The organism is Pseudomonas sp. yb_9 (assembly GCF_043103635.1).
Lineage (GTDB): Bacteria > Pseudomonadota > Gammaproteobacteria > Pseudomonadales > Pseudomonadaceae > Aquipseudomonas > Aquipseudomonas monteilii.
The window spans coordinates 39,982-53,193 of record NZ_JBICKA010000026.1; the positions used below are offsets into that span (position 1 = coordinate 39,982).

Here is a 13,212-nt window from a genome sequence, read left to right on the forward strand (position 1 = left end):
CATCCAACACCCCAATATTCCTGCTAGGAGCAAGGCATGAAACTGAAGCGTTTGATGGCGGCCCTCACCTTTGCCGCCGCTGGCGTTGCAACCGCCAACGCGGTAGCCGCTGTCGATCCTGCGATCCCGACCTACACCAAGACCACCGGTGTTTCGGGCAACCTCTCCAGCGTTGGTTCCGACACCCTGGCGAACCTGATGACGCTGTGGGCCGAGGCCTACAAGAAGGAATATCCGAACGTAAACATCCAGATCCAGGCGGCCGGCTCCTCCACCGCGCCACCCGCGCTGACCGAAGGCACCGCCAACCTCGGCCCGATGAGCCGCAAGATGAAGGACGTCGAGCTGCAGGCCTTCGAGCAGAAGTACGGCTACAAGCCGACCGCCATCCCGGTTGCCGTCGACGCCCTGGCTGTGTTCGTGCACAAGGACAACCCGATCAAAGGCCTGACCATGGCTCAGGTCGACGCCATCTTCTCTTCCACTCGCCTGTGCGGTGGCAAAGCCGAAATCAAGACCTGGGGCGACGTGGGTGTGACCGGCGACCTGGCCAACAAGCCAATCCAGCTGTTCGGCCGCAACTCGGTATCGGGCACCTACGGCTACTTCAAGGAAGAAGCCCTGTGCAAAGGCGACTTCAAGCCTAACGTCAACGAACAGCCTGGCTCGGCCTCGGTGGTGCAGTCGATCAGCTCTTCGCTGAACGGCATTGGCTACTCGGGTATCGGTTACAAGACCGCCAGCGTCAAGACCGTAGCCCTGGCCAAGAAAGAAGGCGGCGAGTTCGTTGAAGACAACGAAACCAACGCCCTGAACGGCACCTACCCGCTGTCGCGCTTCCTGTACGTGTACGTCAACAAGGCCCCGAACAAGCCTCTGGCCCCGCTGGAAGCCGAGTTCGTCAAGCTGGTGCTGTCGCAAGCTGGCCAGCAGGTCGTGGTGAAGGATGGCTACATCCCACTGCCGGCCAAAGTCGTCGACAAGACCCTGGCTGACCTGGGCCTGTCGCACGCGGGTAACGTTGCAAAGAAGTAACTAACTGAAGAAGAGGCCGGTGCTGATATCCGGCCTCTTCCACGAAATTCCAGTCCGAAGCCAGGCTCCCTGTGCGGCGGGCTTTCGCGCGTCACCACTTTGTAATGTTTTTGTCACACGGGACCGCTAGGGTGTGCGCATGAATGATCTGGCCAATTCCAACATGACCCAAAACTCCCAGCCCGTGCGCATTGATTTCAATACGCCCGAGTTGCAACGCAAGCGCCGCATGCGTGCGCTCAAGGACCGCCTGACCCGCTGGTATGTGCTGGTGGGCGGGCTTGCCGTTCTGGCGGCCATCACCCTCATCTTCTTCTACCTGGCCTATGTGGTGCTGCCACTGTTCCAGGGCGCCCATCTGAGCAGCAAGCAAGCCCTCGCGCCGGCCTGGCTGCAGCAGGATGCCGGCAAGCCGCTGATGATCGCGCTAGAAGAGCAAAACCTGGTGGGGATGCGTGTTTCGGACAAAGGCCAGGCATTGTTCTTCGATACCAAGACCGGTAACGAACTCAAGCGTGCCGACCTGCCCGTGCCGGCAGGCACCCAGGTTACGTCGATCAGTGCCGACCAGCCGGGTAGCCCGCTGGTGGTGCTGGGCTTGTCCAATGGCCAGGCGCTGGTGTTCCACCACACCTACAAGATCACCTACCCGGACAACAAGAAATCCATCACCCCAGGCATCGACTACCCGTACGGCGAGCAGCCGTTCGTGCTCGACGAACAGGGCCGTGCGCTGGAGCACGTCAGCGTCAACGTCAATGGCGATACCTTGCTGCTGGCCGGTTCCACCGGCGCGCATCTGCAGGTGCTGGAGCTGACCCGCACGGAAAACATGATGACCGAAGAGGTCACCACCGAGCAGAACCGCATCGAACTGCCGCAAATGACCGAAGCGGTAAAGAACATCTTCATCGACCCGCGCCAGCAGTGGTTGTACGTGATCAACGGCCGCGCCACTGCCGACGTGTTCAGCCTGCGCGACAAGAGCCTCAACGGCCGTTACAAGCTGTCTGAAAGCGGCGATACCGAAATCACCGCCACGGCCCAGCTGGTTGGCGGCATCTCGCTGATCATCGGTGACTCCAAAGGCGGCCTGGCCCAGTGGTTCATGGCACGCGACCCGGACGGCGAGTCACGCTTCAAGCAGATTCGTATCTTCCAGATGGGCAAAGCGCCTATCGTGCAGATCGACGCCGAAGAGCGCCGCAAAGGCTTCATCGCGCTGGACGCAGACGGCAAGCTGGGTGTGTTCCACAGCACCGCGCACCGCACCCTGCTGGTAGAGCCGGCTGCCGAAGGCCCGGGTATCCTGGCCCTGTCGCCACGCGCCAACCGCATCATCATCGAAGAAGGCGGCAAACTGCTGCCCTTGAGCCTGCGCAACCCGCACCCGGAAATTTCCTTCAGCGCGCTGTGGGGCAAGGTGTGGTACGAGAACTACGACGAGCCGAAATACGTCTGGCAGTCGACCGCCTCGAACACTGACTTCGAGCCCAAGCTGAGCCTGTCGCCGCTCACCTTCGGCACCTTGAAGGCCGCGTTCTACGCGATGATCCTGGCCGCCCCGCTGGCCATTGCCGCCGCCATCTACACCGCCTACTTCATGGCCCCGGGCATGCGCCGCAAGGTCAAGCCGGTGATCGAACTGATGGAAGCGATGCCCACGGTAATCCTCGGCTTCTTCGCCGGCCTGTTCCTGGCCCCTTACCTGGAAGGCCACCTGCCGGGCGTGTTCAGCCTGTTCCTGCTGATGCCGGTTGGCATCCTGCTGGCCGGCTTTGCCTGGACCCGCCTGCCAGAGTCGATCCGCCTGCGTGTGCCGGATGGCTGGGAAGCGGCGATCCTGATCCCGGTCATCCTGTTCACCGGCTGGTTTGCGCTGACCATGAGCCCGCATCTGGAAAGCTGGTTCTTCGGCGGCGACATGCGCCTGTGGATCACCAACGATCTGGGCATCACCTATGACCAGCGCAACGCCCTGGTCGTGGGTATCGCCATGGGCTTCGCGGTTATCCCGAACATCTACTCCATTGCCGAAGACGCCGTGTTCAGCGTGCCGCGCAGCCTGACCCTGGGCTCGCTGGCCCTGGGCGCGACGCCCTGGCAGACCCTGACCCGTGTGGTCATCCTCACCGCCAGCCCGGGCATCTTCTCGGCGCTGATGATCGGCATGGGCCGTGCGGTGGGCGAGACCATGATCGTGCTGATGGCCACCGGCAACACCCCGGTGATGGAGATGAACCTGTTCGAGGGCATGCGCACCCTGGCCGCCAACGTGGCCGTGGAAATGCCGGAATCGGAAGTCGGCGGCAGCCACTATCGCGTCCTGTTCCTGGCCGCTCTGGTGCTGCTGATGTTCACGTTCGTGATGAACACCTTGGCCGAGCTGATTCGCCAGCGTCTGCGCAAGAAATACTCGTCGCTTTGATAGAAAGGTAGCGATCCGTGAAAAAGGATTCCCTCAAAGGCTGGTTCAAGAGCGGCGCCCCCGGCGTCTGGATGAGCGGCGGCGCGGTGGCCATGGCGGTGATCATGACCGTCGGCCTGCTGGCGGTGATTGCCGTGCGCGGCCTGGGCCACTTCTGGCCGGCCGATCTTGTCCAGGCCACCTACAAGGTACCGGGCCAGGCTGACCACGTCGTCATCGGCGAAGTGGTGCAAAATGAAGAAGTGCCACGCGCCCGACTGAAGGGTGCCGGCCTGCCGGTACCGGACCAGGGCCCGGAGTTCATGACCCGTGAACTGATCAAGATTGGTAACCGCGACCTCAACGGCAGCGACTTTACCTGGGTGGTCGGCGACTGGCTGGTTGACGAAAAACGCCCGGCCGACCTGATCGCCCTGGAACGCCGCGAGTGGGGCAACTTCTACGGCTACCTGGTTAGCGTCAAGGAAGAAGGCCGCGTGGTGGCCGAAGGCCCTGCCGCCTGGCACGAACTGCAGGCCCGCCTCAAGCGCGCCAACCAGCTCAACGGCGAGTTGCAGCAGCTGGAGAAAAAGGACATCGGCGCCATCAACCATGACCTCGAGCGCCTGCGCCTGCAGGCCCGCAAGCTGGAGCTGGACGGCAAGCTGGACGCCGCTGCCCAGGCCGACATGGATGCCGACCGCGCCGAGCTGAACAGCCGCTACAAGGCCATCGAAGACCGCCTGACCGGCCTGCACCAGGCCTTCGCCCGCGACAGCCTGGTGGCCCGCGATGGCAACGGCCGTGAAGTGGAAATCAACCTGAGCAAGGTGGTGCATGCCATCCAGCCGAACGGCATGTCCGGCTTCACCAAGCTGGGTACCTACTTCGCCAAGGTCTGGGAGTTCCTCAGCGACGACCCGCGTGAAGCCAACACCGAAGGCGGTATCTTCCCAGCCATTTTCGGCACCGTGATGATGACCCTGATCATGGCCGTGATCGTCACCCCGTTCGGCGTGCTGGCGGCGGTCTACCTGCGTGAGTACGCCAGGCAGGGCCCCGTGACGCGCCTGATCCGCATTGCCGTGAACAACCTGGCCGGCGTACCGGCGATCGTCTACGGCGTGTTTGGCCTGGGCTTCTTCGTCTACGTGCTGGGTGGCTCGATCGACCGCCTGTTCTTCCCTGAAGCGCTGCCGGCACCGACCCTGGGTACCCCGGGCCTGCTGTGGGCATCGCTGACCCTGGCACTGCTGGCCGTGCCGGTGGTGATCGTGGCCACCGAAGAGGGCCTGGCGCGGATTCCGCGTACCGTGCGCGAAGGCTCGCTGGCCCTGGGCGCGACCAAGGCCGAAACGCTGTGGAAGATCGTCCTGCCCATGGCCAGCCCGGCCATGATGACCGGCATGATCCTTGCCGTGGCCCGCGCCGCTGGTGAAGTCGCGCCGCTGATGCTGGTGGGTGTGGTGAAACTGGCGCCGTCGCTGCCGGTGGACGGTAATTACCCGTACCTGCACCTGGACCAGAAGATCATGCACCTGGGCTTCCACATCTATGACGTCGGCTTCCAGAGCCCGAACGTCGAGGCCGCCCGGCCGTTGGTGTATGCCACTGCGCTGTTGCTGGTGCTGGTGATCGCGACCCTCAACCTCTCGGCCGTGTGGATCCGTAACCACCTGCGCGAGAAGTACAAGGCGCTGGACAGCTAATTAAGCTTTAAGTCACAAGCGGCAAGCTACAAGCAGATTGCCGCTTTGTCCTAACTTGCAGCTTGCAGCTTGCAGCTCGCAGCTACAAACGGAGTGAGACCATGCAGCAAGATTCCCATACCCACGGCATCGACATGTCTGCCCTGGGCCGCAACAAGCAGAGCCTGCGCCTGGCCGAAGAAACCGTGGCCATCGAAGTGCCGGGCCTGAGCCTGTTCTACGGCGACAAGCAGGCGTTGTTCGACGTCAGCATGAACATCCCCAAGCAACGCGTGACCGCCTTCATCGGCCCGTCCGGCTGCGGCAAGTCGACCCTGCTGCGCACCTTCAACCGCATGAACGACTTGGTAGACGGCTGCCGCGTGGAAGGCGCCATCAACCTGTACGGCAACAACATCTACCGCAAGGGCGAAGACGTGGCCGAGCTGCGCCGCCGTGTGGGCATGGTGTTCCAGAAGCCCAACCCGTTCCCCAAGACCATCTACGAGAACGTCGTCTACGGCCTGCGTATCCAGGGCATCAACAAGAAGCGTGTGCTCGACGAAGCCGTCGAGTGGGCGCTGAAGGGCGCAGCCCTGTGGGACGAGGTCAAGGACCGCCTGCATGAGTCGGCCCTGGGCCTGTCCGGTGGCCAGCAACAGCGTCTGGTCATCGCCCGCACCATCGCCGTGGAGCCGGAAGTGCTGCTGCTCGACGAACCGTGCTCGGCGCTGGACCCGATTTCGACCCTGAAGGTCGAAGAGCTGATCTACGAATTGAAATCCAAGTACACCATCGTCATCGTGACCCACAACATGCAGCAGGCGGCCCGTGTTTCGGACTACACCGCGTTCATGTACATGGGCAAACTGGTTGAATTCGGGGATACCGACACCCTGTTCACCAACCCGGCGAAGAAGCAGACCGAAGACTACATCACCGGTCGCTACGGCTAGCAGCCACGCGGCCCCTGTGGGAGCGGGCGTGCCCGCGAAGCAGGCGCCGCGGTGTGTGGCACCGGCTTCGCCGGTGTTCGCGGGCACGCCCGCTCCCACAGGGAATGACACGAACTACTTGAAGCTTGCAGCTTCTTCGCGGAGCGAACGATGATCAACAAAGAAAGCCTTACCCATCACATTTCCCAGCAGTTCAACGCCGAGCTCGAAGAGGTGCGCAGCCACCTGCTGGCCATGGGCGGGCTGGTGGAAAAGCAGGTCAACGACGCGGTCACCGCGCTGATCGAAGCCGACTCGGGCCTGGCCCAGCAAGTGCGCGAGGTTGACGAGCAGATCAACCAGATGGAGCGCAACATCGACGAGGAGTGCCTGCGTATCCTCGCCCGCCGCCAGCCGGCCGCCTCCGACCTGCGCCTGATCATCAGCATCTCCAAGTCGGTGATCGACCTGGAGCGCATTGGTGACGAGTCGACCAAGATCGCCCGTCGCGCCATCCAGCTGTGCGAAGAAGGTGAATCGCCGCGTGGCTACGTTGAGGTTCGTCACATCGGTGACCAGGTGCGCAACATGGTCCGTGATGCGCTGGACGCCTTTGCCCGCTTCGACGCCGACCTGGCGTTGTCGGTGGCCCAGTACGACAAAACCATCGACCGTGAATACAAGACTGCGCTGCGCGAGCTGGTGACCTACATGATGGAAGACCCGCGCTCTATTTCGCGGGTGCTGAGCGTGATCTGGGTCCTGCGCTCGCTGGAGCGTATTGGCGACCATGCGCGCAACATCTCCGAGCTGGTGATCTACCTGGTGCGCGGCACCGACGTACGTCACATGGGCCTCAAGCGCATGACAGCAGAAGTGCAGGGTACCGCTGTCGCTGATGGCGAAAAGGCTAATGTTTCGGGCGAATCTGACGATAAGTAAGGTTGCTCCCGAGCATCGACGCCCGGCCTTGGCCGGGCGTTTTCGTTTGCGGTCGAGCGCCTGCAGGCACCCGCGAACGATGTGAAGAAGTCCCGGCGTGACCAGGTTGTAGCAAATGGCCATTATTTGGCAGTAGGCTAGTCGGGGTTCAGAAGGAGTATCGATGAGTAAAGTGAATGTGCTGGTCGTGGATGACGCGCCGTTTATCCGTGACCTGGTCCGCAAATGCCTGCGCAGTGCCTTCCCGGGCATGGCCATCGATGACGCGGTAAACGGTCGCAAGGCCATGGCCATGCTGGACAAGGAAGCGTTCGACCTGGTCCTGTGCGACTGGGAAATGCCGGAAATGTCTGGCCTGGAACTGCTTACCTGGTGCCGCCAGCAGCCTGCGCTGAAAAACCTGCAGTTCATCATGGTGACCAGCCGTGGCGACAAGGAAAACGTCATTCAGGCGATCCAGGCGGGTGTTTCCGATTTTGTCGGCAAGCCGTTCACCAACGAGCAACTGCTGACCAAGGTAAAAAAGGCCCTGACCAAGATCGGCAAGCTCGACAGCCTGATGGCCAGCGGCCCGGCGCGGGTGAATTCGGCGTTTGCCAATGACTCGCTGAGTGCCCTGACAGGGGGCAAACCAGAAGCCGCCAAGGTGGCGGCCCCCGCACCGGCCCCGGCGGCCACCAAGCCATTGGCAGCAGCCCCCACGCCACCCGCCCCTGCACCGACCGGGCGTGGCCAGGGCCAGTTGCGACTGGCCAGCGGCATGCAGCCCTGTGTGATCAAGGCACTGAGCTTGAAGGAGGCCTTGCTGGTGGTACGCCGCAGCGAAGCGCTGCCGCAGGTGCTGGAAGGTGCGGTGCTGGACCTGGAGCAGGGTGAGAGCGCCGAAGTCGCGCGTTTGAACGGCTACCTGCATGCTGTCGCGGCATTGGAGCCCAAGCCCGACAGCGACTGGCTGCAGTTGACCTTCAAGTTCGTCGATCAGGATGCCCAGAAGCTCGATTACCTGTCGCGCTTGATTGCCCGCGGCACAGCGCAGAAGCATTTCACCCCTGGTGCTTGACGCCTAAGCAGGGGCAGCACAGTGCTGCTCCTGCGCCATCCGACCAACTGCAATACCTGCCGCAAAACCCGCTGCTAGGCTTCGAGACATCAAAACTGTCAAAAAGCCACTATCATGCCCACGCGCCTGCTGCTGTTCTGTGCATTGCTCATGGTCTCGGCGTCGAGCCTGGGTGTGACCCTCTACAAGATCACTGACGATTCCGGTGTGGTCTCCTATTCCGACCGGCCAGGCCCGGGCGCCAAGCCCTTGGTGCTGCGCGAGCCCATGGTCGAGACGCTGGAGGGCCAGGTGCTGTTGAACGCCAGGACCTTCGACGGTGGCGTGAGCTTTTCGGCGCGCAACGAGCTGCATGTACCCGTGGAGGTCGAGTTGCGACTGGACAATCTGGTGAACGCGCAAGGTGGCGATGCTCCGCGCATCGTGCGCCGCTTACTGCCGCCGCAGACCACGCAAATGCTCAGTGTGCTCCGGGGGCGTCCCGGGCTGCTGCTGAACTACCGCTCGACCCTGCTGCAGGCCATGGGTGACCCGGGCATGCGGCCACAGGGCTTCCGTTACGCATTCCCCTGGATTGGCGGGCCGTTCCGTGTCACTCAAGGACCCAACGGGCGTGTCAGCCACTTTGGGCCAAAGGGGCGCTATGCCATGGACATCGCCATGCCTGAAGGCACCACCATCATTGCGGCGCGCGAAGGTGTGGTGGTGAAGACGGAAAACACCCAGAGCGGGCGGGGGACCAACCCTTCAGGGAATTTCGTCAGGATCCTGCACCCGGACGGCACCATGGGCGTGTACTTGCACCTGATGCGCGGTTCGGTGGTGGTGGCGGAGGGGCAGCGGGTACGGCAGGGGCAGATGCTGGCCAAGTCAGGGAATACTGGCAACAGCACCGGGCCGCACCTGCATTTCGTGGTGCAGCGCAATGTGGGGCTGGCGCTGGAGTCGATACCTTACCGGTTCGACAGGCCGATCAGCGGGTTACCGGACTTCACTGCCGGCAACCCCTGACCGATATAGCCATCAGTCCAGCTTCAGCACCTTGGCCAGCACGATCTTGGGCCCTTTCATCTTCTTGATGATGATGCGCAGCCCCTCGACCTCAAGCACTTCCTCTTCTTCAGGCACGCGCTTGAGCGTTTCGTAGACCAGCCCGGCCAGGGTCTCTGCCTCGATGTGGTCGAGGTCGACCCCCAGCAGGCGCTCGACCTTGAACAGCGGCGTGTCGCCGCGCACCAGCAGTTTGCCTGGCTGGTAAGCGAGGATGCCGCGCTCGGTCTTGCGGTGCTCGTCCTGGATATCGCCTACCAGCACTTCCAGCACGTCTTCCATGGTCAGGTAGCCGATAACCTTGCCGTCGGCTTCCTCCACCAACACGAAGTGCGCGCCGCCCTTGCGGAACTGCTCCAGCAACTGGGCCAGCGGCATGTGCCGCGATACGCGCTCCAGGGGGCGGGCAAGGTCTTCCAGGTCGATGGTTTCGGGCAAGTGCTCCAGCTCGGCCAGCTCCAGCAGCAGGTCCTTGATGTGCAGCAGGCCGGTGAACTCTTCGCGCTCGGCGTCGTACACCGGATAGCGGCTGAACTTGTGGCGGCGTACCAGGGCCAGGATCTGCTTCAACGGCGCATGGGCGTCGATGCTGACCATGTCCTCACGCGAGTTGGCCCAGTCGACCACCTCCAGCTCGCCCATTTCCACGGCCGACGCCAGTACGCGCATACCCTGGTCGCTTGGGTCCTGACCACGGCTGGAGTGCAAAATCAGCTTCAGCTCTTCACGGCTGTAGTGGTGCTCGTGGTGCGGGCCAGGCTCGCCTTGGCCGGCAATACGCAAAATGGTGTTGGCGCTGGCATTGAGCAGGTAGATGGCCGGGTACATCGCCCAGTAGAACAGGTACAGCGGCACGGCGGTCCACAGCGACAGCAGCTCCGGCTTGCGGATAGCCCAGGACTTGGGCGCCAGCTCGCCGACCACGATGTGCAGGTACGAGATGACGAAGAAGGCGACGAAGAACGAGACGCCTTTGATCAGCTCGGGCGAGTCGACCCCGAAGTACGCCAGCAGCGGCTCAAGCAGGTGGGCAAACGCCGGTTCACCGACCCAGCCCAGGCCCAGCGAGGCGAGGGTAATGCCCAACTGGCAGGCCGACAGGTAGGCGTCGAGCTGATTGTGAACCTTGCGCAGGATACTGCCGCGCCAGCCATGCTGCTCGGCGATGGCCTCGACGCGGGTGGCGCGCAGCTTGACCATGGCGAACTCGGCGGCAACGAAGAAGCCGTTGAGCAGCACCAGCAGGAAGGCAAAGATGATCATGCCGAAATCGGCGAATAACGAGGTGAGGCTGATACCAGGGGAAGGGTCCATGATGGAGTTTTTACGGGGTCCGTCTTAGAGATAGAGAGAAAAAAAGTGCCAGCTTTTGCTGGCACAGGGGATCCAATGTAGCGGCTGGAGCCGTAAAAGCAAAGGGTGGCTGATGTATTGCGGTCGCTGTAGGAGCGGGCGCGCCCGCGAAGGGCTGCACCGCAGCCCCAATCTCAAACCTTGCCGTTGGCCAATTGTGCCGGTGCAAAGTGACAGGTAAAGGTGCTGCCATGCCCCGGCAAACTGCTGATTTCCAGCTTGCCGCGATGGCGCATCAGCACATGCTTCACAATCGCCAGCCCCAGCCCGGTGCCGCCGGTATTCGACGCGCGGCTGGAGTCCACCCGATAGAAGCGTTCGGTCAGGCGGGGCAAGTGCTTCGCGTCAATGCCCACCCCCGAGTCTTGCACCGACAAATGCGCACCTTGGGCATCGACCCACCAGCGGATGCGGATGTTGCCTTCGTCCTGGGTGTACTTGACGGCGTTGAACACCAGGTTGGAAAAGGCGCTGCGCAGCTCCGACTCGCTGCCCTTCAGCTTCACGCCGGGCGCAGCTTCCAGGCTGATGCGCTGGTTGCGTGGCCCGGACAGGGCCTGGGCATCATTCTTGATGGCGGCGAGCAGGGCATCGACGGCCACTGGCTGGTTGTCCGACGGGTAATCGGTGGCTTCCAGCTTGGCCAGCAGCAGCAGGTCGTTGAGCAGCGATTGCATGCGTGAGCCTTGCTGGCTCATCTGCTGCAGGGCGCGGCTCCAGCGCGGGTTCACGTCCTCGACGTTGTCCAGCAAGGTTTCCAGGTAGCCGGTGATAACCGTCAGCGGCGTGCGCAGCTCGTGCGACACGTTGGCGACGAAGTCCTTGCGCATCTGTTCCAGCTGGTGAATGCGGGTGACATCGCGTACCAGCATCAGGTGTTCGTTGTTGCCGTAGCGGGTGATGTGCAGTTGCACGCGCATGCGGTCGTTGATGGGCGAGGGGATTTCCAGCGGTTCGAGGTAATTCTCCGCTTCGAAGTATTCCTTGAAGCGCGGGTGACGCACCAGGTTGGTGACCTGCTGGCCGCCGTCCTGTGGGGTTTTGAAGCCCAGCAGGGTCTCGGCGGCGCGGTTCCACCACTCCAGGTTACCGTCGCTGTCGAGCATGATCACGGCGTCACGTAGCGCGGCGGTGGACTCCTGCACCCGGTCGATCACGGCCTGCAGGCGGCCACGCACACGCTGGTCGCGGCGTTGCAGGTGGTAGATGCTGTCGAACACCTCGCCCCAAAGGCCGTAGCCATCGGGCGGTGCCTCATCGGGTTGGTGGTTGCGCAGCCAGTCGTGCAGGCGCAGCAGTTGCTTGAGGGTCCAGCCCAGGTAGAGTGCCAGGCCAATGGCCAGGCTCCAGCCATAGTAGCCGCTGACCAGCCCGCCGATCAGGCAGACGGTAATCAGCAACAGCAGATGACGAATCAGGGTCGCGTGCCAGTTCTGGTTCAATTGACGGTCCTTGTACAACAACGTGCAGCGTGGCGCTTTTGAACCCGATCAGCTCTTGGTCGAGAAGCGGTAGCCAGTGCCCCGGACGGTTTGTACCAGATTTTCATAGGCTTCACCCAGCGCCTTGCGCAGGCGACGGATGTGCACGTCGACCGTGCGTTCCTCGACATAGACGTTGCCGCCCCATACCTGGTCCAGCAGTTGGCCACGGGTGTAGGCACGCTCCTGGTGGGTCATGAAGAACTGCAGCAGGCGGTATTCGGTCGGGCCCATCTCGGCCGGCTTGCCGTCGATGGTGACGCGGTGGCTGATCGGGTCAAGCAGCAGGCCGCCAACTTCGATCGGCGCCTCGCCGTCGCTCGGGCCGGTACGGCGCAACACGGCTTTCAGGCGGGCCACCAGCTCACGCGGCGAGAACGGCTTGGTGATGTAATCGTCGGCACCCACTTCCAGGCCCTGGATCTTGTTGTCCTCTTCACCCTTGGCGGTAAGCATGATGATCGGGATGTCGCCGGTCAGCTCGTCGCGCTTGAGGCGGCGGGCCAACTCGATGCCGGAGGTGCCCGGCAGCATCCAGTCGAGCAGGATCAGGTCCGGTTTGCGGTCGACGATGATCGCGTGGGCCTGTTGGGAGTTTTCCGCTTCCAGGCAGTCATAGCCGGCCATTTCCAGGGCAACGGCGATCATCTCGCGAATGGGCGCTTCGTCGTCGACGATCAGAATGTTCCTGCCAACCATGCTCAAAACCTCTCCTGGATTCGGTGTCTTGGCCCGCATTAGATAACGGAATTATTGCAGCTGTGTGACAGGGTGTTGGCCGTTATGGCGACATTCCGTGACTGGACTAGGCTTCAAAGGGCCGCTGTGGCGGTTACCCGAACTTACCTCCCCCCGAAACAATGGTGAATCCAATGACACGACAAACGCTGAGCTGGATGGCCCTTTTCGCTGCGCTGGCGCTCCCGGGGGTGGCGTCGGCCCACCATGCCATGGAGAAGGACGGCATGTGGGTCGATCATGCCGGCATGACCCTGTACACCTTTGACAAGGATGCGGGTGGTAAGTCGATGTGCAATGGTGAGTGCGCCACCAACTGGCCGCCGTTGATGGTCAAGAAAGAAGACGAAGCGCCCAAGGACAAATGGACCCATGTAACCCGTGACGACGGTTCGATGCAGTGGGCCTACGACGGCAAGCCGCTGTATACCTTCATCAAGGACAAGAAAGCTGGTGACATGACCGGTGATGGCGTGAAGGACGTCTGGCACGTCGCCAAGCCTTGAGATTGCCGGGGCCGCTG

11 protein-coding genes are annotated in these 13,212 nt (G+C 62.5%); 8 read left to right on the forward strand and 3 right to left on the reverse strand.

The window, feature by feature from the left end; translation table 11 throughout:
* Nucleotides 1–36: 36 nt before the first annotated feature.
* The 7 genes from ACF8MI_RS06605 (at nt 37) to ACF8MI_RS06635 (ending at nt 9,078) form a co-directional block, all read left to right on the forward strand.
* Nucleotides 37–1,035 (forward strand): phosphate ABC transporter substrate-binding protein PstS, encoded by a 999-nt coding sequence (locus ACF8MI_RS06605; RefSeq protein ID WP_060499691.1) that lies wholly within the window; start codon nt 37–39, stop codon nt 1,033–1,035.
* Nucleotides 1,036–1,174: 139 nt separating this feature from the next.
* Entirely contained in the window at nt 1,175–3,463 is a 2,289-nt protein-coding gene (locus ACF8MI_RS06610) for an ABC transporter permease subunit (RefSeq protein WP_104833733.1), read from the forward strand.
* A gap of 71 nt (nt 3,464–3,534) precedes the next feature.
* Entirely contained in the window at nt 3,535–5,151 is a 1,617-nt protein-coding gene (pstA, locus tag ACF8MI_RS06615) for a phosphate ABC transporter permease PstA (protein ID WP_200929493.1), read from the forward strand.
* 101 nt (nt 5,152–5,252) lie between these two features.
* A complete protein-coding gene (pstB, locus tag ACF8MI_RS06620) occupies nt 5,253–6,086 on the forward strand; it encodes a phosphate ABC transporter ATP-binding protein PstB (protein ID WP_012274853.1) in 834 nt (277 codons plus the stop codon).
* A 150-nt stretch (nt 6,087–6,236) separates the two neighbouring features.
* Nucleotides 6,237–7,007 (forward strand): phosphate signaling complex protein PhoU, encoded by a 771-nt coding sequence (phoU, locus tag ACF8MI_RS06625; protein ID WP_016712726.1) that lies wholly within the window; start codon nt 6,237–6,239, stop codon nt 7,005–7,007.
* A 163-nt stretch (nt 7,008–7,170) separates the two neighbouring features.
* Nucleotides 7,171–8,067 (forward strand): response regulator, encoded by an 897-nt coding sequence (locus tag ACF8MI_RS06630; protein ID WP_060499689.1) that lies wholly within the window; start codon nt 7,171–7,173, stop codon nt 8,065–8,067.
* A gap of 114 nt (nt 8,068–8,181) precedes the next feature.
* Entirely contained in the window at nt 8,182–9,078 is an 897-nt protein-coding gene (locus ACF8MI_RS06635) for a peptidoglycan DD-metalloendopeptidase family protein (RefSeq protein ID WP_060499688.1), read from the forward strand.
* A gap of 12 nt (nt 9,079–9,090) precedes the next feature.
* Here ACF8MI_RS06635 and ACF8MI_RS06640 read toward each other — a convergent pair whose 3' ends face one another.
* The 3 genes from ACF8MI_RS06640 to phoB all read right to left on the reverse strand — a co-directional run bounded on the left by ACF8MI_RS06640 (nt 9,091) and on the right by phoB (nt 12,650).
* Entirely contained in the window at nt 9,091–10,431 is a 1,341-nt protein-coding gene (locus ACF8MI_RS06640; protein WP_104833735.1) for a hemolysin family protein, read from the reverse strand.
* A 173-nt stretch (nt 10,432–10,604) separates the two neighbouring features.
* Nucleotides 10,605–11,912: a phosphate regulon sensor histidine kinase PhoR gene (phoR, locus tag ACF8MI_RS06645; protein ID WP_060499686.1), complete on the reverse strand. Its 1,308-nt coding sequence runs from the start codon at nt 11,910–11,912 to the stop codon at nt 10,605–10,607.
* Nucleotides 11,913–11,960: 48 nt separating this feature from the next.
* Nucleotides 11,961–12,650 carry a phosphate regulon transcriptional regulator PhoB gene (gene phoB, locus ACF8MI_RS06650; RefSeq protein ID WP_060499685.1) on the reverse strand — a complete coding sequence of 230 codons (690 nt, stop codon included), beginning with the start codon at nt 12,648–12,650 and terminating at the stop codon, nt 11,961–11,963.
* 173 nt (nt 12,651–12,823) lie between these two features.
* Here phoB and ACF8MI_RS06655 point away from each other — a divergent pair, with 173 nt between their 5' ends.
* Nucleotides 12,824–13,195 carry a hypothetical protein gene (locus tag ACF8MI_RS06655; RefSeq protein ID WP_060499684.1) on the forward strand — a complete coding sequence of 124 codons (372 nt, stop codon included), beginning with the start codon at nt 12,824–12,826 and terminating at the stop codon, nt 13,193–13,195.
* The last annotated feature ends 17 nt before the right edge of the window (nt 13,196–13,212 follow it).

Bases quoted from the DNA above. Each gene is read 5' to 3' on its own strand.
- ACF8MI_RS06630 (WP_060499689.1), top strand. From the start codon at position 7,171: ATGAGTAAAGTGAATGTGCTGGTCGTGGATGACGCGCCGTTTATCCGT.
- ACF8MI_RS06655 (WP_060499684.1), top strand. From the start codon at position 12,824: ATGACACGACAAACGCTGAGCTGGATGGCCCTTTTCGCTGCGCTGGCG.
- ACF8MI_RS06640 (WP_104833735.1), bottom strand. From the start codon at position 10,431: ATGGACCCTTCCCCTGGTATCAGCCTCACCTCGTTATTCGCCGATTTC.
- ACF8MI_RS06610 (WP_104833733.1), top strand. From the start codon at position 1,175: ATGAATGATCTGGCCAATTCCAACATGACCCAAAACTCCCAGCCCGTG.
- phoU (WP_016712726.1), top strand. From the start codon at position 6,237: ATGATCAACAAAGAAAGCCTTACCCATCACATTTCCCAGCAGTTCAAC.
- pstA (WP_200929493.1), top strand. From the start codon at position 3,535: ATGAGCGGCGGCGCGGTGGCCATGGCGGTGATCATGACCGTCGGCCTG.
- phoB (WP_060499685.1), bottom strand. From the start codon at position 12,650: ATGGTTGGCAGGAACATTCTGATCGTCGACGACGAAGCGCCCATTCGC.
- ACF8MI_RS06635 (WP_060499688.1), top strand. From the start codon at position 8,182: ATGCCCACGCGCCTGCTGCTGTTCTGTGCATTGCTCATGGTCTCGGCG.
- pstB (WP_012274853.1), top strand. From the start codon at position 5,253: ATGCAGCAAGATTCCCATACCCACGGCATCGACATGTCTGCCCTGGGC.
- ACF8MI_RS06605 (WP_060499691.1), top strand. From the start codon at position 37: ATGAAACTGAAGCGTTTGATGGCGGCCCTCACCTTTGCCGCCGCTGGC.